This is a genomic window from Rhizobium sp. FG113 (assembly GCF_057809895.1).
The window spans coordinates 216,809-236,479 of the sequence record NZ_JBMDKV010000005.1 but is presented as its reverse complement, the minus strand read 5'-3'; the positions used below and the strand labels follow the sequence as shown (position 1 = coordinate 236,479).

Annotated in this window: 18 protein-coding genes; 6 read left to right on the top strand and 12 right to left on the bottom strand. The window is 62.1% G+C overall.

Annotated elements, in window-relative coordinates; genetic code table 11:
* Positions 1–46: 46 nt before the first annotated feature.
* Complete coding sequence (locus ACODTZ_RS15930) at positions 47–1,342, top strand: DUF2325 domain-containing protein (protein ID WP_489026747.1); 1,296 nt, start codon at positions 47–49, stop codon at positions 1,340–1,342.
* Between the two features lie 139 nt (positions 1,343–1,481).
* Positions 1,482–2,024 carry an adenine phosphoribosyltransferase gene (locus ACODTZ_RS15925; RefSeq protein ID WP_111562871.1) on the top strand — a complete coding sequence of 181 codons (543 nt, stop codon included), beginning with the start codon at positions 1,482–1,484 and terminating at the stop codon, positions 2,022–2,024.
* A gap of 9 nt (positions 2,025–2,033) precedes the next feature.
* Here the strand turns inward: ACODTZ_RS15925 and ACODTZ_RS15920 are convergent, their stop codons facing one another.
* Complete coding sequence (locus ACODTZ_RS15920) at positions 2,034–2,498, bottom strand: MaoC/PaaZ C-terminal domain-containing protein (RefSeq protein WP_111562870.1); 465 nt, start codon at positions 2,496–2,498, stop codon at positions 2,034–2,036.
* A complete protein-coding gene (locus ACODTZ_RS15915; RefSeq protein ID WP_489026746.1) occupies positions 2,495–2,983 on the bottom strand; it encodes a MaoC family dehydratase in 489 nt (162 codons plus the stop codon). Before ACODTZ_RS15915 ends, ACODTZ_RS15920 begins: the two co-directional genes overlap by 4 nt.
* A gap of 75 nt (positions 2,984–3,058) precedes the next feature.
* On the opposite strand from ACODTZ_RS15915, the gene ACODTZ_RS15910 reads away from it, so the two are divergent.
* Positions 3,059–4,159 carry a hypothetical protein gene (locus ACODTZ_RS15910; RefSeq protein WP_489026745.1) on the top strand — a complete coding sequence of 367 codons (1,101 nt, stop codon included), beginning with the start codon at positions 3,059–3,061 and terminating at the stop codon, positions 4,157–4,159.
* A 125-nt stretch (positions 4,160–4,284) separates the two neighbouring features.
* Here the strand turns inward: ACODTZ_RS15910 and ychF are convergent, their stop codons facing one another.
* Positions 4,285–5,388: a redox-regulated ATPase YchF gene (gene ychF, locus ACODTZ_RS15905; RefSeq protein ID WP_018897382.1), complete on the bottom strand. Its 1,104-nt coding sequence runs from the start codon at positions 5,386–5,388 to the stop codon at positions 4,285–4,287.
* 191 nt (positions 5,389–5,579) lie between these two features.
* On the opposite strand from ychF, the gene clpS reads away from it, so the two are divergent.
* Entirely contained in the window at positions 5,580–5,891 is a 312-nt protein-coding gene (gene clpS / locus ACODTZ_RS15900) for an ATP-dependent Clp protease adapter ClpS (protein WP_018897383.1), read from the top strand.
* A 2-nt stretch (positions 5,892–5,893) separates the two neighbouring features.
* Here the strand turns inward: clpS and ACODTZ_RS15895 are convergent, their stop codons facing one another.
* The 5 genes from ACODTZ_RS15895 to ACODTZ_RS15875 all read right to left on the bottom strand — a co-directional run bounded on the left by ACODTZ_RS15895 (position 5,894) and on the right by ACODTZ_RS15875 (position 11,121).
* A complete protein-coding gene (locus ACODTZ_RS15895; protein WP_489026744.1) occupies positions 5,894–6,349 on the bottom strand; it encodes a GNAT family N-acetyltransferase in 456 nt (151 codons plus the stop codon).
* Between the two features lie 2 nt (positions 6,350–6,351).
* Positions 6,352–7,098: an aminoacyl-tRNA hydrolase gene (gene pth, locus ACODTZ_RS15890; RefSeq protein ID WP_489026743.1), complete on the bottom strand. Its 747-nt coding sequence runs from the start codon at positions 7,096–7,098 to the stop codon at positions 6,352–6,354.
* Between the two features lie 123 nt (positions 7,099–7,221).
* Positions 7,222–7,941, bottom strand: a complete 720-nt coding sequence (locus tag ACODTZ_RS15885) for a substrate-binding periplasmic protein (RefSeq protein ID WP_489026804.1) — start codon at positions 7,939–7,941, stop codon at positions 7,222–7,224.
* 23 nt (positions 7,942–7,964) lie between these two features.
* Positions 7,965–10,322 carry an EAL domain-containing protein gene (locus tag ACODTZ_RS15880; RefSeq protein ID WP_489026742.1) on the bottom strand — a complete coding sequence of 786 codons (2,358 nt, stop codon included), beginning with the start codon at positions 10,320–10,322 and terminating at the stop codon, positions 7,965–7,967.
* Positions 10,323–10,509: 187 nt separating this feature from the next.
* Positions 10,510–11,121, bottom strand: a complete 612-nt coding sequence (locus ACODTZ_RS15875) for a 50S ribosomal protein L25/general stress protein Ctc (protein ID WP_111562863.1) — start codon at positions 11,119–11,121, stop codon at positions 10,510–10,512.
* Positions 11,122–11,512: 391 nt separating this feature from the next.
* Here ACODTZ_RS15875 and ACODTZ_RS15870 point away from each other — a divergent pair, with 391 nt between their 5' ends.
* The gene (locus ACODTZ_RS15870) at positions 11,513–14,293 is read left to right on the top strand and encodes a bifunctional diguanylate cyclase/phosphodiesterase (RefSeq protein WP_489026741.1); all 2,781 of its coding nucleotides are present in this window, start codon (positions 11,513–11,515) and stop codon (positions 14,291–14,293) included.
* A gap of 82 nt (positions 14,294–14,375) precedes the next feature.
* A complete protein-coding gene (locus tag ACODTZ_RS15865; RefSeq protein ID WP_489026740.1) occupies positions 14,376–15,827 on the top strand; it encodes a hypothetical protein in 1,452 nt (483 codons plus the stop codon).
* 66 nt (positions 15,828–15,893) lie between these two features.
* Here the strand turns inward: ACODTZ_RS15865 and ACODTZ_RS15860 are convergent, their stop codons facing one another.
* The 4 genes from ACODTZ_RS15860 to ACODTZ_RS15845 all read right to left on the bottom strand — a co-directional run bounded on the left by ACODTZ_RS15860 (position 15,894) and on the right by ACODTZ_RS15845 (position 19,671).
* Positions 15,894–16,406, bottom strand: a complete 513-nt coding sequence (locus tag ACODTZ_RS15860; protein WP_489026739.1) for a Kazal-type serine protease inhibitor family protein — start codon at positions 16,404–16,406, stop codon at positions 15,894–15,896.
* Between the two features lie 88 nt (positions 16,407–16,494).
* Positions 16,495–17,427, bottom strand: a complete 933-nt coding sequence (locus ACODTZ_RS15855; protein WP_018897392.1) for a ribose-phosphate pyrophosphokinase — start codon at positions 17,425–17,427, stop codon at positions 16,495–16,497.
* A 106-nt stretch (positions 17,428–17,533) separates the two neighbouring features.
* Positions 17,534–18,406 (bottom strand): hypothetical protein, encoded by an 873-nt coding sequence (locus ACODTZ_RS15850; protein WP_489026738.1) that lies wholly within the window; start codon positions 18,404–18,406, stop codon positions 17,534–17,536.
* 113 nt (positions 18,407–18,519) lie between these two features.
* Complete coding sequence (locus ACODTZ_RS15845; protein WP_489026737.1) at positions 18,520–19,671, bottom strand: M24 family metallopeptidase; 1,152 nt, start codon at positions 19,669–19,671, stop codon at positions 18,520–18,522.

Here is a 19,671-nt window from a genome sequence, read left to right as displayed (position 1 = left end):
TCGGGCCTATCGATGTATTCGTTGAGATACATCGATAGGTTCAGCAATGCCGCTATTGTCGGGATACCACGCCTCGCATGCTCCGCTCGCCAAGTTGCCGGCGACCGCGCAACGGTCTGCGCCGTCATTTGGCGCGACGGCGAAGCGCAGCGGGCGGGCGAAGACCTGGGAGATCAGCTCGCATTTCCATTGCTCGATCATCGGAACCTGCCTGACGGCCGGCGAGCTTCGCCAGGTGTTGATCAAGGTGGGTGAGGGCGATGCACGTAGCGCAGGCGATCATGCGCTGCATTCACGCGGCGTATGGCTGGCCGGGCAGAAAGGCGTACCGGGCAAGCTTCTCAACAAGGCGCTCGATCGTCGCCACGAAAGCATGATCCGGCGGGCGGCGTCGATCGACAGCGCCGAGGAACTGCAGCGGTTCTGGCGGGAGGCGTTTGACCGCGGCGATATCTCGGGAGCCTATTGGACGGTGATGACCCACCCGGCCGCGAACGAAAAGCTGGTGCGGGAGGTTTTCGGCGAGGTGCACATGCTGTCGCATCTGGTCGGCAGCGCGAGCCGGCTGGATATCGCCCGTTTGACCGAGCTGCAGCGCCAAGCCGAGGAAAAAGACGACAAGATCGCCAAGCAGGAGCGCCGCCTGGCTGCGGCCGCGGCCGAGCGCGTCGAGATGCTGCGCGAGATCGAGCAATTGCGGGAGGCGCTGCGGCGGGCGCAGGCGACCAGTGACACGGTCGGGTCTGCTGGCGAGGCACGGGCTGATGAAGCGCGTGGCGGGGTGTCTTCGGCCAATGCCGCTCACTCGGAGCTGTTGACCGAACGGCTAGCCAGTGCCCGACAGGAAACAGAGCGAGAGCAGCAACGCGCGGAGCGGGCGGAGGCTGAACTGTCGAGGCTGCGGTTGGAGAACGACCAGATCGAGGCGCTGCTTCTTGGCAACGGGTCGAGCGTCGGCGATGACGCGACGATGCTTGCATCCGGTATGGCTTCATCCGCGGCGTCGTCCGGCGAGGGGGCGGTGCTCTATGTTGGTGGTCGCCGAAGCCTCTATGACAGACTGCGGTCGCTTGCGTCCGACCACGGCGTGACGCTGCTGCTGCACGATGGCGGCCTTGAGGACAGCACGACGCTTCTGCCGGCCGCGCTTGCGCAGGCAACGACCGTCGTCTTCCCGGTCGATCACATCAGCCACACGGCGGCCGGCATCATCAAGCGGTCCTGCCGGGAGAGCGGCAAGGCCTACATGCCCTTGCGTTCGGCGGGGCTGACGAGCTTCCTGGCGGCGATCCGCGATGCCGCGAATGCCGGCCAGGGGCGAACGCTGCGCGCCGGCGAATAGGCGACCCTGATTGTCGAACTTAGTGCTCGTGCCGCATGCCGGCGCGGCCTGGGGAGGCTGTTTTTTGTTGGAAGCGCGGCGGGCAATTGATAGTGTGCGCCCGGCTTCCAACATGCCTCTCGATAATACGGAATTTTCAATGGACACTATCGCTTCCGAGCTTGCCGCCAGCATTCGCTCGATCCGGGACTATCCCAAGCCCGGCATCATCTTTCGTGACATCACCACGCTGCTTGGCGATCCCCGGGCATTCCGCCGCGCCGTCGATGCGCTGGTGCAGCCCTATGCGGGCACGAAGATCGACAAGATCGCCGGCATGGAAGCAAGAGGGTTCATTCTCGGTGGCGCCGTCGCGCACCAGCTTTCGGCTGGCTTCGTGCCGATCCGCAAGAAGGGCAAGCTGCCGCACGAGACCGTTCGCATCGCCTACAGCCTGGAATATGGCATCGACGAGATGGAGATGCATATCGATGCGGTCAAGCCGGGTGAGAAGGTGATCCTCGTGGACGACCTGATCGCGACGGGCGGTACAGCAGTCGGCGCGACCCAGCTGCTGCGCCAGATGGGCGCCGAAGTGGTGTCGGCCTGCTTCGTCATCGACCTGCCGGATCTCGGCGGGCGCGCCAAGCTGGAAGCGCTCGGCGTCGACGTCCGTACGCTGGTCGAGTTTTCAGGCCACTGAGGCCGGCTGCTACTCGAATTCGAGCACGCTGCTTTCGAACCTGACGACCGGGTCGCCCGCGACATATCCTTCGCAAAGGATGGTGTTGAGGATGCGGCCCGGGCGTGAGGCCATCGGGCGGCTCGACAGCAGAGTGACGGCGTAATCGACGGTTTCGCCCGCGAAAACCGGGCGGATCCACTGCAGGTCCTTGAAGCCTGCGGCCGGGCCGAGTTTGGGCGGCGTGTGCCCCTCGCGGGCGAGCTTCTTGCTCTCGGCGATCCAGTAGGCGACGAATGTCGTCATCCAGCCGGCGCAGGTATGCCAGCCGGAGGCGCAGAGGTCGCCGAACAGGCTTTCGCGCGCGGCTTGCCTGTCCACATGGAAGCGCTGCGGATCATAGCGCGTGGCAAAGCGGATGATGTTTTCCTCCGTGAAGGCGTAGCTTCCCGTCTCGGTCTTTTCGCCGAGCGCATAGCGATCGAGCATCCTCATGCGCCTGCTCCCGTTTGCGCTTCGGTCGCGGTGGACATGCGGAACATGATCGGGTTCTCCGACACGCAGACTGTTTCACCGCGCTGGTTTTCGAGCTCGTGGCGGAACTTGACGATGCCGATACCCGGGCGGGAGCGCAGGGCGCGCGCCTCGAGCACGGTCGAGTGGCCGGAGAGCGTGTCGCCAGCGATCACAGGCCGGCGCCATTCCATGATGTCGATGCCGGGCGCGCCCTCGGAGAGCGAATTCAGCAAATAGCTGTCGATCATCATCCGCATCAGCATCGCCGATGTGTGCCAGCCCGAGGCCGCCAGCCCGCCGAGGATGCTCGCGCGTCCGGCTGCTTCGTCGGTGTGCATCGGCTGCGGGTCGAACTCGCTGGCGAATTCGATGATTTCTTCCGCCGAGACCGTAACAGGTCCGAGCGCGAAGCGGCGACCGGGATGGAAATCCTCATAGGCCAGGATCTGATCGGACAAATTCATCTCCGCGTCATAGGCGTTTGTTCACGATTACAATAGCATCCATTGTAACTCAATGATTCATGAGAGATTTCCGATATGCCCGAGTTGAAGTTGATCCTTGATGAGGCCGAGCGGGAGGGCATTCTTCCCGACCGCGTTGCCGATCGGCTTCTGCCGTTTCTGATCGAGCGCGGCGTCAGGGTCGACGCGGTGGTAGCGGAGACGACAGGGCGGGCCGTGGCGTTTTCCGACACGGAGACGCCGAGCTTTGTGCGCGGGTTCCACGACGTGCTGATCACCATCGGTATCGTCGTGGCGCTTGCCGGGCTCTGGGGCCTCGGCTCCATCTATGCGGTGCTGCCCGCCATCATCGTGCTTGCGGAAATCCTCGTGCGCCGCCAGCGGCTGGCGCTGCCGGCTGTGGCGCTTACCTTCGCTTTGGCGATCTGGACCTGCGTCGCGCTGGCGATGTGGACGGGAGCCGTGTCGGCGATGTTGGGAGCATCGGACATCTTCGGGCTTGGTATCCACAATGACGGGCTGCAATATACGCTGGCCTTTCCCGTCGTGCTCGGCCTCTTCTATCTGCTCTACAGGATACCGCTTGCCTTGGCGCTGGCGATCATGGGGGCGGCGGTCGTGGTGCCGAAGCTCATTCTGCGCCTGTTCGACTGGCTGAGCGGCACTCCGCTCGACATGGCCACCCATGAGGGCGTGCAGTCGATGCTGCTGGTTGCCTGCGCGATCGGCCTGTTTGCGATGGCCATGCGCTTCGATCTCAAGGATCCGTTGCGCCGGACCGTCAATTCCGACATTGCCTTCTGGCTGCATCTCGGCGCCGCCCCCGTGCTGCTTTACAGCATTCTGTGGTTGTCCGGCGGCGGCAGAGGGGCGCTCGCCGGGCTCGACACGGTGTCGATGCGCACACCTGTCGTGGTGATCACAGTCATGGCGCTGATGCTGGTGGGGCTGATCATCGACCGACGTGCCTTCGTGACGTCGGGACTGGTATCGCTGGGGGCCGCGCTCTACGGGATCTTCCGCCAGGGCAATGCGCAGGTGGATACCTACGTCTTCATCACGCTGCTGGCGGTGGGCGTGATCGTTCTCATCATCGGCACCGGCTGGATGCCGCTTCGGCGTGCTGTCGTGCGCCGTCTGCCTGATGGCATGCAAAAGAGACTGCCACCCGCTTAAAGCGTGTCGCGATCCTTCGGATTCGCTCGCCACGCTTTAAGTTTTTGTTCTGTCGCATGTCGGTTCCGCAAAACCGCTGCGCACTTTTGCGCGACATGCTTAGGCGGCAGTCCTATCGTTCGAAATCAGGTGTTGAAGCGGAAGTGGATGACGTCGCCGTCCTGGACGACGTATTCCTTGCCTTCGTCGCGGCCCTTGCCGGCTTCCTTGGCGCCGACTTCACCCTTGAAGTTGATGTAGTCGTCGTAGCCGATGGTGAAGGCGCGGATGAAGCCGCGTTCGAAATCGGTGTGGATGACGCCGGCCGCCGCCGGGGCCTTGGTGCCGCGGCGGATGGTCCAGGCGCGGGTTTCCTTGGGGCCAACGGTGAAATAGGTGATCAGGTCGAGCAGGTGGTAGCCGGCGCGGATCAGGCGGTCGAGGCCGGCTTCCGTAAGGCCGAGCGCCGAGAGGAACTCGGTGGCTTCTTCTTCCGGCAGCTGCGCCACTTCGGCTTCGATCGCAGCCGAGATGATGACGCATTCCGCGCCCTGCTTCTCGGCCATTTCTGCAACCGCCTTGGTGTGCTCGTTGCCGTCGACGGCATCGCCTTCGGCGACGTTGCAGACGTAGAGGACCGGGTGCGAGGTCAGGAGGTTGAGACCCTTCAGGATTTCGATCTCTTCAGGCGCCAGCGTCTTCAGGAGAAGACGGGCGGGCTTGCCTTCGTTGAGGAGCTTGATGACCGCTTCCATGACGGGAAGCTGGGCCAGCGATTCCTTGTCCTTGGATGCGGCGCGCTTGCGGGTCTGCTCGACGCGGCGCTCCAGGCTTTCGAGGTCGGCGAGCATCAGCTCGGTCTCGATCGTGTCGGCGTCGCCGACGGGATTGATGCGACCTTCGACGTGGGTGATGTCGTCATCCTCGAAGCAGCGCAGCACGTGGACCACGGCATCGACTTCGCGGATGTTGGCGAGGAACTTGTTGCCGAGGCCTTCACCCTTGGACGCGCCACGCACGAGGCCGGCGATGTCGACGAAGGAGATGCGCGTCGGAATGATTTCCTTGGAGCCGGCGATACCCGCCAGCTTCTGCATGCGCGGATCGGGAACGGCGACTTCGCCGGTGTTCGGTTCGATCGTGCAGAAGGGATAGTTCGCCGCCTGCGCTGCCGCCGTCTTGGTGAGCGCGTTGAAGAGGGTCGACTTGCCGACATTCGGCAGACCGACGATACCGCATTTGAAGCCCATGGCTGAAACCTGCTGTTCTTGAATTCCTTGGCCGTGCGTATGGGGTAAAAGCCGCCTCCGGGTCAAGCTTTTCGAGCGATCTTGCGTGATCAAAGCGGCTTTGGCTTGAAAGCAGCGCTTGCGGTGCAATATAATATGCGGGCTGAGCATAGCCTCGCCCTCTTTCCTGTCATCAACGGATGGACTGCCCGATGAGTGACAACGATGTCGCCCTGAAGCCAAAAGTGAAGTCGAAGCCGAAGCTCGATCGGCCGAAGCTTTACAAGGTGATCCTCGTCAACGACGATTTCACGCCGCGCGAATTCGTGACGGCGGTGCTGAAGATCGTCTTCAGGATGAGCGAGGAGGCCGGATACCGGGTGATGATGACCGCGCACAAGCTCGGCACCGCCGTGGTGGTCGTCTGCGCCAAGGATATCGCCGAGACCAAGGCCAAGGAAGCCATGGATTTCGGCAAGGAAGCGGGTTTCCCGCTGATGTTTACGACGGAGCCAGAGGAGTAGGTCTAGACACTTCGTCTGATCTGGAAGCCCGTCTTGTTCTGCACGAAGCCACAGCTTTCGTAGAAGCGATGGATGCCGGGATCGGTGCGGCCGGTGAGCAGCATCACCTTGTAGCAACCCTCCTGCCAGGCGAGCTCGATCGCGTGCCCGATCAGGGCGCTGGCATAGCCGCGCCGGCGATGCGGGGTCGCAGTGGCGACGTTTTCGATCAGCGCATAGGGCGCGCCGCCGCGGGTGAGGTTGGGTATGATGATCAGCGTGACGGAAGCCGCCAACGCATCGTCGGCCACGCCCACCAGGACGCGCATGCCGGGATAGGCCAGCATGGAGGCGAAGCGCTCCTGGGCTACCGCCGGATCGATGGCGGGGTCGCCGGGGTTCATGTCCTTGTAGAGCGCGAGAAGCGCTGCGAGATCTCCCGCCTCGGCGGTGCGGATGGCGAGAGGCGAGGCGGACATGGTCAGTCTTCCTTGTTGCCGAACATCTTCTTCAGCATCTCGGCCATTGGTCCCGTCGTCGGCAGCTTCTTCGGCTGGGCGCTGTTACGGGCCTGATGGATGTGCGATTTGCCGGCAGGCTTCTGGCCGGCTGTGTTCGCACCTGAAGGCTTGGCGGGCTTTGGCTTGTCCTCGTCTTCCTTGCCACCGACGGCGAGCGCCAGCTTGTTCATCAGCTGCGAATCCTCGCGCTTGACCAGCATCTCGAGATTGTCGGCGAGCGCGTCGAGCATCGGCTCCAGCCACTGCTGGTCGACCTTGGCGAAATCGCCAAGCACGTAGTTGTGCACCAGATCCTTGTTGCCGGGATGGCCGATGCCGAGGCGCAGGCGCCGGTAGTCCCTGCCGCAATGCGCGTCGAGCGACTTCACGCCATTATGGCCGCCATGGCCGCCGCCGACCTTGATGCGGGCCTTGGCGGGCGCGAGGTCGAGTTCGTCGTAGATGGCGACGATGTCGGATGGCTGCAGCTTGTAGAAGCGCATCGCCTCGCCGACGGATTCGCCAGACAGGTTCATGTAGGTCTGCGGCTTGATCAGCAGCACCTTTTCACCCGCGATCTCGCCTTCGGAGATCTCGGCCTTGAACTTCTTTGACCAGGGCGAAAACGAGTGGCGGCGGTGGATGGCGTCCACGGCCATGAAGCCGATATTGTGGCGGTTGCCGGCATATTGTCTGCCGGGATTGCCGAGGCCGGCGATAACAAGCATGGCGCGTTCATTCCTGGGCGTTTCAAATTCCAAGCACGTTCACCACCGCGAAACGGCGCCGAAGTCAAGCGCAAGCGTGTTTATGGCGGCCAGAATCGATGAAACGAGACCCGGGAAGCCGGATCACCGACGCGGGTGCAGGCCGTATTTGTTGAAAATCGCGCGCTGTGTGCCGTCAGCGATCAGTGCGTCGAGCGCCTGCTGCATCTTGGCCCTGAGATCCTCGGGAAAGCTTTTTTCGCAGGCGATGCCCAGCGATTGGGAGGAGAGCGTGGCGACCCGGACGAGGGGTTGGTCAACCTTGAGCTTTTCGAAGTAGATCTCCGAGATGGGCATGAGGTCGATGCGGCCGTTCATGAGTTTGCGTAGCGTCGCCGGAAAATCGCTGGCGACGTCGACCCTAGGGAAGCCCTTTTCCTTCAGCAGTTTCTCCGTGTAGTCGCCGCGATGCGTGCCGATGACGTAACGCCGCGTGTCGTCCAGATCGGTTTCGCGAATGCCCGAGGAGGCGGTGGCCACGAGAATATTGTCATCCACCAGCAGCGGCTCGACCCATTTGAACAGCTTGTCACGCTCGGGGCTATGGGCCGTGGTGAAGAGGCAGGTCATCGAGGTCGCCTGGGTGGCGGCGTAGGCGCGGGTCCAGGGCATGAGTTCGATATGCATGTCGATGCCGGCATTCTGCATCAGCAGCTGCACCTGCTCGACCGACGCACCTTTGAGCGTGTCGCCTTCGTGATAGCTGAAGGGCGGGTATTCCTCGGTGACGAAATTGACGGTGGCGGCGCGTGCCGGGCCGGCGAGGGGCAGGCTCAGGAGAGCGAGAAGCAGCAGTGGTTTGATCATCTCGGCTTCTCTCTCAGCGTTCAGGAGGCGCGGGCGAGCGCGTGGGCGTCCGCCAATCGGATCGTCAGCTGGTCGACGGTCTGCGGGCGGTGGAAGAGATAGCCCTGGCCGTAGTCGAGGCCCATCTCGCAAAGCGTATGGCATTCCTGCTCGGTCTCGATGCCTTCGGCGATCACGGTGCAGCCCATCTTGTGCGAGAGGGTGGTGATGCTTTCGACAAGCGTGCGGCTCTTCTGGCGGATGTCTTCGTTGGCATCGTTGATCGAGCGGGTAAACGACTGGTCGATCTTGATAATGTCGACGGGGAAGCGGTTGAGGTAGCTGAGCGAGGAGTAGCCGGTGCCGAAGTCATCGAGCGCGATGCGGCAGCCGAACTGGCGGATGTCGCTGACGATCTTGCGGATCTCGGGGTTGTTGTGCATCAGCACCGCCTCGGTGATCTCGACGACGATCCGCTCGGGGCGGATGTTGTGACGCATCAGCAGCGAGGCCAGACGAGCCGGTAGCGACGGTTCGAACTGCAGCGGCGAGAAATTGATGGCGAGGTAGCTGTTCTCAAGGCCCGGGAGCGCCGAGAGCACTGCAAGATGCTCGATCGCCTTTTCCATGATGACGTTGCCGACGCGGATGATCTTGCCGGTCTCCTCGGCAACGTTGATGACCTCCGCAGGCGCCATGAGACCCTTCACAGGATGATTGAGGCGCATCAGCGCTTCGAAGCCGGCGACGCCGCGACCGTTGAGGTTGACGATCGGCTGGAGATAGGCTGCGAACCAATCCTCGATCAGGCCGATTTCGATGCAGCTTTCGATTTCGGCGCGAGCGCGGGCGTGATCCACCATGCCGCTGTCGAAGTGCTGGGCGCCATTCTTGCCGTCGCGCTTCTTGGCATACATCGCCATGTCGGATTTCTGCAGCAGCTCGGCGGCATTGTCGGCGTGGCGCGGATAGATGGCGATGCCGACGCTGGCGCTCAGATGCATATCGGTGCCGAAGGGCTCGTTGAAGATGGAGGCGAGCATCTCGGCCATGAGGTCGGCGCGCTCGGCGGCGTTGCCTGCCGGCAGCAGGATCGCGAACTCGTCACCGCCGAGGCGGGCTGCCACATCCGTGGGCGCGAGCTTGCTCTTGAGACGGCCGACGAATTCCCGCAGCGCCTTGTCGCCCTCGGCGTGGCCGAGGTTGTCGTTGATCCACTTGAAACGGTCGAGATCGACGAAGAGGCAGGCGAGCTCCTGGTTGGCGGCGTCGGCCTCGCGGATCTTGCCGTCGAGCACGGTCTCGAAGCCCTGGCGATTGAGGAGGCCAGTCAGATGGTCGGTGATCGCCTGCTTGTGGTTACGGGCTTCAGAGGCCTTCAGCGCCGTGACATCGGTCATGACCGACAGCGACAGGCCGCCCTGGCCGCCGGTGGCAGTCTTCGATTCGAGGATCAGCACGTCCATGACGCGGCCTTCGGCACAAAGGAACTTGACGGTGACATCGACAGTGACGCCACCATTGAGTTCATTCTTGCGGCCGAGGAAGGCGCTGCGGGTGTCCGGGGTGACGAGATCGGTGAAGCGGTTACCGATGATATCATCGCGCTCGTAGCCGGTGGCGGCGAGCCAGTAGTCGCTGACGGCGGTGATGTGGTCGTTTTCGTCGAGCGAGAACAGCATCGCAGGCGTCAGATTGTAGATGTCGATGGCGCGGCGGTGCGCGAGCTTCAGCTCCTGCTCCTCGCTTTCCAGCTTGGACTGCATCGTGTTGAAGCTCTTGGCAAGGCGGCCCATCTCGTCGTTGGAGCGCCAGTCGACATGGTGGCGCGAGCCGAGCTGGCCGGTGGCCTCGATGGCGGCGATCAGGCGCATCAGCGGACGAACGAGGACGATGCGGTTGCCGATGAGGGCGGCGCAAAAGACGATCAGAACGGCGAAGACGAAGATCGACAGGAAGATGATCTCTTCATTCTTCAGGCCGGAGAACAGATCCGGCGCGGGATAGAAGACCGAGATGGTGCCCAGCTTCTTCGGACCGTCGAGCGTGGTGTAGGTGATGGCGTGCGAGACTTCGATCAGCTGGCCGTTATAGGAAGCGGGGATCGTCGACTGGGTGACGTCAAGCTGGCCGGATTCATCGCGGACCTGAACCTTGACGATGTTGCCCTGCGAGACGACGGCGGCGCTGATCTGCGCGACGCTGTCTTCGTCCAGATCCCAAAGCGGCTTTGCCAGTGCTTGCGAGTTGGCGACGAGAAGAACGGAGATGTGGTCGCGGATTTCCTTTTCGGCGCGTCCGGAGGACAGGAAAAGGAACAGAACAAAAAGCGGGGCTACGAGCAGAAGCAGTGCAGCGAACACAATTCCTAGAAATCTGTTCTGAACGGAATTATGCATTTTCCTGCGTCTGCCCCTTGCCGCACAATTTTTTCGTTCAGAACAGAACCTGCTCTGGAACGATGGGGCATGCTTCCACGAAATGTCTTAATCGAAGTTGAAGCGGCTCTGTCCGAACAAATGAAAAGACCCGCTTTCCGGAGAAAGCGGGTCTTATACTTTACAAAGCGTTCAAGCGATCAAATGATCAAGCTTCAGCTTCGCCAGCTTCTTCTTCTTCTTCCGATACGCCAGCTGCCGGAGCAACGATCGTAGCGATGGTGAAGTCGCGGTCGATAACCGTGGTCACGCCCTTCGGCAGGGTGACTTCGGAGATGTGGATGCTGTCGCCGATCTTCTTGCCGCTGAGGTCAACGTTGAAGAATTCCGGGATCGCATCAGCCGGGCAATGAACTTCGACGTCGTGACGAACGATGTTCAGAACGCCGCCGACCTTGAGGCCCTGGGACTTTTCTTCATTGATGAAGTGAACCGGGATCGCAACGGTAACGGCGGTGTTGCCGGATACGCGCAGGAAATCAACGTGCATGGTGAAGTCGCGGACCGGATCGAGCTGGTAGTCCTTCGGCAGAACCTTGTACTTCTTGCCGTCGACGTCGATCGTAGCGATGGTGGTCATGAAACCGCCAGCGTGGATGCGCTTCGTTACCTCATTGGTGCTGAGGGAGATCGAAATTGGGGCCTGCTTGTCACCATAGATGACAGCCGGGATGAGACCATTGCGGCGAAGTTCACGGGCGGACCCCTTACCAACCCGTTCGCGCGCCTCGGCCTTGAGCTCGTAGCTTTCGTGGCTCATGACTTTTCCTTCCGAGGTTATTTGGAGAGCTCGGCGCAGGCATCGCCTGTCGCTGAACTGGAGGCGGGTTTCCCCATCCTCATCCGCATTGCCTCCAAGGGTGTCTGTGCGGACGCGTGCGCTATAGTCTAGTTGTGGCGGAATGGCAAGGGCGCGGCGCTTGAGAGCCGTGGCGGTGTGAACGCGACCATGCTGTAATTCTTTAGCATGAGCTGATGCAACTTAGACATCCGCCGTCAGCGCCAGTCAAAACTCAGGATCAACCGCCGTTGACGGAGCATTAATGACAGTTGCGATTAGCAATCGTCAAGACTTCGCCGGCTGCCGGAAATTACCGGTTTCTTAAGCGACCGCATATGAAAGCGAAACGGCAAATTGGTCCGGATATATGATGCTTACCGTTTTTAACTGCATTGCCTACATGCATGATCTCAGGCTGGTCGTTTTGGCCGGATGCCTGTGCTTCCTGTCGAGCCTTGCCGCGCTGACACTGCTGCAGCGGGCGCGCAGCACCGTCAAGGTAGCGCGCCTGATCTGGCTTTTGATGGGTGGTGCTGCCGGCGGTTTCGGCATCTGGGCAACGCATTTCGTGGCGATGCTTGCCTATGATAGCGGCGTGGTCGTCGGCTACGACACTTCGGAAACATTGACGTCGCTGGTACTGGTGGTGGTCGCGACGCTTGCCGCCGTGGCGTTCGCTGCCGGCGCGGAGAGCAGGGTGCGGCGGGCGTTCGCCGGGATGCTGTTCGGCGTCGGCGTCACGTCGATGCACTTTCTCGGCATGACGGCTGTGCAGTTTCCCGGCAGCATGGATTGGGACCAATCGCTCGTGCTTGCCTCGATGTCTTGCGCGGTGGTCATCTCGGCCATCGGCTTTTATATGCTCCCTGATATCAAGACCGATGCGCGCAAGCTGCTTATGCCTGCCGCAACGGTCTGCGCCGCGATCGTGGCGATGCATTTTACGGCCATGGCGGCGCTGACGATCGTGCCCGGCCCGGGACCCGTGATCGATCCGAGCGAGACCATGTCCACCGGCTTCATGGTCGTCACGCTTCTGTCGGTCTCGCTGTCCATGATTACGTCCGGCTTTGCAGCGGCGCTGTTTGCGATGCGGGCGGAAAGCTCGACGAAGGAGAGCGAGGCGCGTTTCGAGATGCTGGTGCAGGGCGTCACCGATTACGCGATCTACATGCTCGACCGGGATGGCCGGGTCGCCAACTGGAATGCCGGCGCCGAACGCGCCAAGGGCTATGCCGCCGACGAAATCATCGGCGAGGATTTTGGGCGCTTCTATTCCGAGGAAGAGCGCGCCGCCGGCCTGCCGCAGCGGGCGCTTTTGAAGGCGCGCACCGAGGGGAAATTCGAGGCCGAGGGCAAGCGGTTCCGCAAGGACGGAACGTCCTTCTGGGCGCATGTCGTGATCGATCCCATCTGGAACGCCGACGGCGAGATCGCCGGCTATGCCAAGATCACCAAGGATGTGACTGAGCAGAAGGCCGACCGCGACCGCATCAAGGAAGTCTCGCGCAACCTTGATCTCGCACTTGAAAACGTCTCGCAGGGCATCTGCCTGTTCGACGCCGAGGAACGGCTCGTGCTGGCAAACCGCCGCTACAGCGAGATCTTTGAATTCGAGCAGGGAACGATCCGTCCCGGCATGAGCTACAAGGAGATCATCGCGATCGGCTACGAGATCCACTTCTCGGATCCAGAGGCCGTGGCAAAGCGCGCATCCGAGCATTACGACAAGCTGATGCGTGCGCTCAGATCCGGTGAACGCTCGATCGTGCACAAAGGCGCGCATGGCCGGTCGATCCAGCTGAACCTCAACGAGCTTCCCGATGGCGGTTGGGTCGCGACCTACGAAGACATTACGGAACGGCTGATTTCGGAAGAAAAGATCGCCTTCATGGCGCGCCACGACGCGTTGACGGGCTTGCCCAACCGCTCCGAGTTTTCCGAGCGCCTGTCGCAGGATCTGGCTGTCGCCAAGCGCGCCGGCACGAAGGTCGCGGTCATCGGCATAGATCTCGACAAGTTCAAGGAGATCAACGACCAGCGCGGCCATAGCGCCGGCGACCAGGTTCTGGTCACGCTCTCGGAGCGCATGAGCCAGCTGCTCGGCGAAGACGAATTCGTTGCCCGCTTCGGCGGTGACGAGTTCGCGGCGATCAAGCAGTTTTCCGATATCGCGGATCTGCATGATTTCGTGGCGCGGCTGGAGGCGAGCTTGACCGGCGACTTCCAGATCGATGATTTCGACATCAATCCCGACGCCAGCATTGGCGTTGCCATCTATCCGCAGGACGGATCGACCGGCGAGATCTTGCTCGCCAATGCCGATCTTGCCATGTACCGCGCCAAGGCGACGCTTTCCGAGCGCATCTGCTTCTATGCAGTGGCGATGGACGAGGCGGCACGCGACCGTCGCAAGATGGCAAGCGACCTGTGGTCGGCCATCGAACGCAACGAACTGCATCTGCACTACCAGGTGCAAAAGTCGGTCTCAACAGGTGACATCACCGGCTACGAGGTGCTGCTGCGCTGGGATCATGCGACGCGGGGCAACGTGCCGCCGGGCGAGTTTATCTCGGTTGCCGAGGAATGCGGCGCGATCGTTCCGATCGGGGAGTGGGTGCTGCGCGAGGCCTGCAAGGAGGCTGCCGGCTGGGCGAATAAGCACAAGATCGCCGTCAACCTGTCGCCCGTCCAGATCGGTCACCAGGATATCGCCCATCTCGTGCATTCGGTCCTGTTCGAGACCGGGCTCGAGCCATGGCGCCTGGAGCTTGAGATCACCGAGTCGTCGATCATCGTCGACAAGGACCGGGCGCTGCTGACGCTGCGTCAGGTCAAGAATCTCGGCGTTTCGATCGCCATCGACGATTTCGGCACGGGCTATTCGTCGCTGGAAACGCTGCGCGCCTTCCCGTTCGACAAGATCAAGCTCGATCGCAGCTTCATGAACGAGGTCGAGACCAGCGAGCAGGCGAAGGCGATCATCCGCGCGATCCTGGCGCTGGGGCAAAGCCTCAATATTCCGGTGCTCGCGGAGGGCGTCGAGACGGATGTGCAGCTTGGTATTCTGCTCGACGAAGGCTGCGACGAGGCACAGGGCTATCTGCTCGGCCGGCCGATGCCGATGCGTTCACGCAAGATCGCCGCCTGAGGCCGCGCATGCAACTGCTGGGTTGACAGGGTGGGGGCCTAGCCTTCACATGCGACCTCAAATGGTACGGGAGAAATTCAGCATGCAACTCAAGACCCTAACGGCGACCGCTGTCGTTCTTCTTGGTTTGGTTTCGACGTCTTACGCGGTCGAAATCAACCAGAAGGGCGCCAAGGAAATCGAGGCGAACCTGTCGAAGCTCCTGCCGAGGGATGCAGCCAAGGGCTTCGTGACCGTCAACCCGGCCGGCACGCGCTACGAGATCGTTTACGACTTCGCGGCGCTGTTGAAGAAGGCAGACCCGAAGAATTTCTCCATCAAGGGCCTGAACCCCTGGTCGATCTTCGCGATGCCTGAAGAGAGCGGCCTGTGGACGATCGAGGGCAACAACTCGCTCGACGTCACCGGCACGTTCAAGGCGCCCGGCCAGCCGAACACCGAGTTCACCTATGTCATCGATTCCCTGATTTCGAACGGCGTCTTCGATCCGGCGATCAGCTACCTGAAGTCCGGCGACTTCTCCAGCAAGGCGCTTCGTTTCACCTCGAAGACGGAGAAGGAAGAGGTTAGCGTCGAGACCGGCTCGTCGACCTACAAGATGACCTCGTCTGACGGCGAGCTGAAGGGCCGCACCAATTTTGCCGGCAGCGGCACGATGAACGGCTTTGTCGAGACGATCAGCGGCAAGGAAGTCCCGCCGGTCGAAATCCGCGCCGACTCGGTGGATTTCGCAGCTGCCGTGAACGGTGTTTCCGTCAACGATTTCCGCGCGATCCTCGCCTTCATCATCGAACATGCCGATGAGAAGAAGCTCAAGCGCGCCGAGAGCGAAGAGATCAAGGAGCTGGTGCGCAAGTCGTTCCCGCTGATGTCGAGCCTGAACGAGACGGTGACCATGAACAAGGTCAGCGTGTCGAGCGTTGCCGGCAGCGGTGGCGCCGACAGCATTGATTACACGATAGGCATGAGCGGTCCGAGCGATGCGATGCGGTTCGATGTCGGCATGGCTGCCAAGCAGATCAGCTTCAACAGTGCATTGCTGCCCGAAATGTATGCGCCTTTCGTTCCCGAAGAGGTGGACCTGCAGTTCGCGTTTCCGGAACTCAACATCGCGGCTGTCGGCGACGAGCTGATGAAGGTCGATTTTGCCGACGACAAGAAGAGCAAGGCTGAAAGCGACAAGGCTTTCGAGAAGCTCCTGACCAATGGCGAGTTCGTCGTTGCCTTCCCGAAGATTTCGGCGCGCTCCAGCGTCTATGACGCCGAGATTTCGGGTGAGGTTCGCGGCATTCCGGAGTCCACCACGGCCTATTCGTTGAACGCATCGATCGTCGCGCGCGACTTCGACAAGACGATCACCGCCATCCAGGAACTGGCCAAGAGCAATCCCGACCTCAACCAGGTTTCCTTCGGCCTGATGATGGTCAAGGGCTTCGGCAAGACCGATCCGGATGGCCGTCAGCGCTGGGACGTCAATGTCGCACGCGATGGTTCGATCACGGTCAACGGCCAGGTGATCAAGGGCGCGAACTGAGCCCCAAGTCGTTTCCGGCCCCGTTCGTGGGCCGGAAACCTGCTGCTCGTTAGAGAGCCAGCGTAATCAGCGGCGGCATTCGCCCTGACCGACGATGCGGAAGCCCGCATTGCCTGCCTCGCATGAATTCGAAAATGTCCTGATCTGTCTGCCGCGCTCGCCGCAAACGGGCCGGTATTCGCGCGTGCAGATGCCGCCGGGCCGCTGCGGCGGCATCGGTTCCTCATGGGGAGGGCGCGGACGAGGCGGGCGAGGGCCAGGTCCCGGCGTCATCGGTGGCCCGGCGCGGCATTCGCCACGACCGACGATCCGGAAGCCGCTGTTGTTGGCCTGGCAGGCATTGCCGAAGGTCTGCGTGCGTCCGCCACGTTCTCCACAGACGGGCGCGTATTCCATGGTGCACATTTGCGGCTGCGGCGGGCGAGGGCGCGGCGGTGGCGCCGGACGAACCGGGCCCGGCCCGGGTCCGTAACCTGGGCCTGGTCCATAGCCAGGATCCATGTCCGCCGTGCAGGCGGAGAGTGCTGGAAGGATGACCAGCATCGCCAGTCTGATCGGAGATTTCAGTATTGTCGCCATGCCTCTTCCTCCCGTCGGCTGGATATCATTGATAATCCTAGCCGAATTGGCGCGGAGGAGGAAGGGCGGAGAGAAAGTCCTGCCAGCCTCAGTCGAAGAGGCTGGAGACGGATTCTTCCTGGCTGGTGCGGTTGATGGCTTCGCCGATCAGCGTTGCAGTGGTCAGCACGCGGATATTATGCGCCGACTGGACAGCGGTGGTCGGCTGGATGGAGTCGGTGATGACGAGCTCGCGCAGCTTGGAATTGGTGATGCGGGTCACCGCGCCACCCGACAGAACGCCGTGGGTGATGTAGGCGGTAACGCTTGCGGCACCCTTGGCGAGCAGCGCGTCGGCAGCGTTGCAGAGCGTGCCGCCGGAATCGACGATATCGTCGATGAGCAGGCAGTCCTTGCCGGTGACGTCGCCGATGATGTTCATGACTTCGGATTCACCCGGGCGATCGCGGCGCTTGTCCACGATCGACAGCAGACAGTCGAGACGCTTGGCGAGCGCGCGGGCGCGCACGACGCCGCCGACGTCAGGCGAAACGACCATGACGTTGGAGATATCGTAATTGGCCTTGATGTCGCGCGTCAGGATCGGCACGGCATACAGGTTGTCGGTCGGGATGTCGAAGAAGCCCTGGATCTGGCCGGCGTGGAGATCGAGCGTCAGGACGCGATCGGCACCGGCTTCGGTGATCAGGTTGGCGACAAGCTTGGCCGAAATCGGCGTGCGGCCCGAAGCGCGGCGGTCCTGGCGTGCGTAGCCGAAGTAGGGGAGGACCGCGGTGATGCGGCGGGCCGACGAGCGGCGCATCGCATCGATCATGATGAGCAATTCCATCAGGTGGTCGTTCGTCGGGAAGGACGTCGACTGGACGAGGAAGACATCCTCGCCACGTACGTTTTCTTGGACTTCCACGAAGATTTCCTGGTCGGCAAATCTTCGGACCGTTGCTCTGCCCAAGGGCACTTTAAGATAGTTGCAGATCTCTTCGGCGAGGTGCCGGTTCGAATTGCCTGCGAAAACCTTCATCTTGGTCCGCCTGTTGCCTGCTGATAGCCGCGCTTTTTAGCCAGCTTGTTTCCGAATGCAAGGGTAAACGCGACTTGCGCCTTGATATTTCCAAAAAGCTTGTGGCTTAACCGCCACGGGCGTCCCGCCACGAGGAAAACTCGGTGATCGTCTTGGACGCAATCTGCTGCATGACGGAGGCCGGCACCACGGCCCAGGGATCCTGCGCCTGCGAGGGAACGCTCTCCTGTCCCTGGATGCGGTGCAGCCGGGCGCCGCTGTTGTCGAGCACATCCCAGACATAGACCACAGTGACCTTGCCGCTATCGGAAAAGGCCGAGAGGTAGCCCTTGAGGATGAAGGCGGTGCTGTTGTCGTTGGAACTCTTGATCGAGAGGCCGTGCGAACGAGCCTCGGCGCCAAGCTGTCGCGACAGGGGCGTCACGGCCTGAACGGGGGCGCCGATGATCGGCAGGAAGCGGACGGTCGATGCGCCGGATGGCGTCAGCATCGCCGTGCGCTTCGGTTCTGCCGCCTTTTCCTTGGCTTCTGCGTCGGCGATGTCCTGCTCTTCGGCCTGGGCGTTGGATACAGGCTCCGAAACAGTGTCGGAGACCGGCTCGGAAAGAGGCTGGCTGCGGATGGCGGCAGACGCTCTTGGCGACTGTTCGGTCTGGCCATCGAGCGCGTAGGCCTGGGCCTGCATCGTCGTCGGCGGAGCGCCGCGACCGGATATGGGGCCTGATGTGGTGTCCTGTGTGGTGTCCTGCTCGACATAGGCGGGGTGGTAGCCGCCCTCGCGCGGCGAAGACGCAAAAGCCTGGGCGCGGCGCGGCGTGCCGGCCATGCGCTCGACCTCGCCCTGGGTGACCGGCGTCGAGCGGATGCTGCCCGAGGTGTCGCCGATGTCGACGAGGGGTGTCAGGGCATCCGTGGTATTGCAAGCTGAAAGCAAGGCAAGGCAGGCGATGAGCGTGGGCGCTGTCGCAAGTCGCGTCATCCCTCGTATCATCCTTCTTTCCGTGCGCGTGTGGCCACGCGGCATATGCCCCGGCCAACTTTATGACGGTCGGGGCACTGCAATGTCAATTGTCGATTCTAAAGGGTACCCACTCAGAGGTTGATGAAGTCGAGCGGGTGGCGCGACAGCGCCTTCGGCTCGTCGGCCGTCGTGAGGTAAGTCTGGCCGAGGCTCATGGCCGTGCCGCTGTCGGAATCCATGATGATCATGTGGACGAAGAGCGACATGCCCGGTTCGATCGGCTGCGGATTGCCGACGTGGAACATCTGGTGCTCCATCCATGATGGCGAGAAGCGGGCGCCGAGCGAGTAGCCGCAGGCGTTCAGGCGGTGACGCGAGAGGCCGCGCTCCTCCATGATCTTCGAGTGGACGTCGAAGACATCGCCGAAGGTGTGTCCCGGCTTCAGCACGGTTTCGATGGCCTGGATGTTTTCAAGGCAGGCATTGTAGAGCTCGCGGTGGCGATAGCTCGGCTCGTCGATGACGATCGTGCGCATCATCGCGGCGTGGTAGTGCGCGTAGGCGCCGGCCCATTCCAGCGTCAGCTGGTCGTTGGCGTCGAGCCTGCGGCGACCGGCCTTGTAGCGGCAGAGCAGGGCATCGACGCCGGAGCCGATGATGAATTCGTTGGCGGGATAATCGCCGCCGCCGGCAAAGACGGCGCCCTGCATGGCAGCTAAGATCGCGGCCTCGTCGGCGCCGGCTTTCGTGAGCGAAAGGGCCGCGTCCAGCGCGTCGTCGGCAAGGGCTGCCGCGCGCTCGACATAGGCGATCTCCGTCGGGCTCTTGATGAGGCGCAGGCGGCTGACGAGGTAGGAGGCGTCGGAGATCTGGCCGAAGGCCATCAGTTGCGTGTCGAGAAGCCTTGCGATGCGGCCGGTCATGCCATGGGTGTCGTATTCGACGCCGATGCGCGCGCCGAGCAGGTCCATCTCGACCAGCAGGTTCTTGAGATCGACCGTCGGGTCGGCGTTGACGCGATCGACCCAGATATGAATGTTTTCGATGATCGACGTCTGCCGCGCCTGGCGCAGATCGGCCGAGCGGGTGAGAAGCGCCATGGTGCCGTCGGCCTTGACGACCAGCGTCTGGAAGAAGCAGTAGCCGAAGGTATCGTAACCCGTCAGCCAGTACATGCTTTCCTGGGCGAAGAGGAGGAGGGCGTCGAGCTTCTCCTCCTGCATCTGCTGCGTCAGCCGCGCGAGGCGATCGGCGAATTCGGAGGTTTCGAAGTGTAGGCCCAT

Bases quoted from the DNA above. Each gene is read 5' to 3' on its own strand.
- pth (WP_489026743.1), bottom strand. From the start codon at position 7,098: ATGCTTGTTATCGCCGGCCTCGGCAATCCCGGCAGACAATATGCCGGC.
- ACODTZ_RS15915 (WP_489026746.1), bottom strand. From the start codon at position 2,983: ATGAATTTGTCCGATCAGATCCTGGCCTATGAGGATTTCCATCCCGGT.
- ACODTZ_RS15875 (WP_111562863.1), bottom strand. From the start codon at position 11,121: ATGAGCCACGAAAGCTACGAGCTCAAGGCCGAGGCGCGCGAACGGGTT.
- ACODTZ_RS15925 (WP_111562871.1), top strand. From the start codon at position 1,482: ATGGACACTATCGCTTCCGAGCTTGCCGCCAGCATTCGCTCGATCCGG.
- ACODTZ_RS15855 (WP_018897392.1), bottom strand. From the start codon at position 17,427: ATGAAGGTTTTCGCAGGCAATTCGAACCGGCACCTCGCCGAAGAGATC.
- ACODTZ_RS15880 (WP_489026742.1), bottom strand. From the start codon at position 10,322: ATGCATAATTCCGTTCAGAACAGATTTCTAGGAATTGTGTTCGCTGCA.
- ACODTZ_RS15930 (WP_489026747.1), top strand. From the start codon at position 47: ATGCCGCTATTGTCGGGATACCACGCCTCGCATGCTCCGCTCGCCAAG.
- ACODTZ_RS15850 (WP_489026738.1), bottom strand. From the start codon at position 18,406: ATGACGCGACTTGCGACAGCGCCCACGCTCATCGCCTGCCTTGCCTTG.
- ACODTZ_RS15865 (WP_489026740.1), top strand. From the start codon at position 14,376: ATGCAACTCAAGACCCTAACGGCGACCGCTGTCGTTCTTCTTGGTTTG.
- ACODTZ_RS15910 (WP_489026745.1), top strand. From the start codon at position 3,059: ATGCCCGAGTTGAAGTTGATCCTTGATGAGGCCGAGCGGGAGGGCATT.
- ACODTZ_RS15870 (WP_489026741.1), top strand. From the start codon at position 11,513: ATGCTTACCGTTTTTAACTGCATTGCCTACATGCATGATCTCAGGCTG.
- ACODTZ_RS15845 (WP_489026737.1), bottom strand. From the start codon at position 19,671: ATGGGCCTACACTTCGAAACCTCCGAATTCGCCGATCGCCTCGCGCGG.
- clpS (WP_018897383.1), top strand. From the start codon at position 5,580: ATGAGTGACAACGATGTCGCCCTGAAGCCAAAAGTGAAGTCGAAGCCG.
- ACODTZ_RS15920 (WP_111562870.1), bottom strand. From the start codon at position 2,498: ATGAGGATGCTCGATCGCTATGCGCTCGGCGAAAAGACCGAGACGGGA.
- ACODTZ_RS15895 (WP_489026744.1), bottom strand. From the start codon at position 6,349: ATGTCCGCCTCGCCTCTCGCCATCCGCACCGCCGAGGCGGGAGATCTC.
- ychF (WP_018897382.1), bottom strand. From the start codon at position 5,388: ATGGGCTTCAAATGCGGTATCGTCGGTCTGCCGAATGTCGGCAAGTCG.
- ACODTZ_RS15860 (WP_489026739.1), bottom strand. From the start codon at position 16,406: ATGGCGACAATACTGAAATCTCCGATCAGACTGGCGATGCTGGTCATC.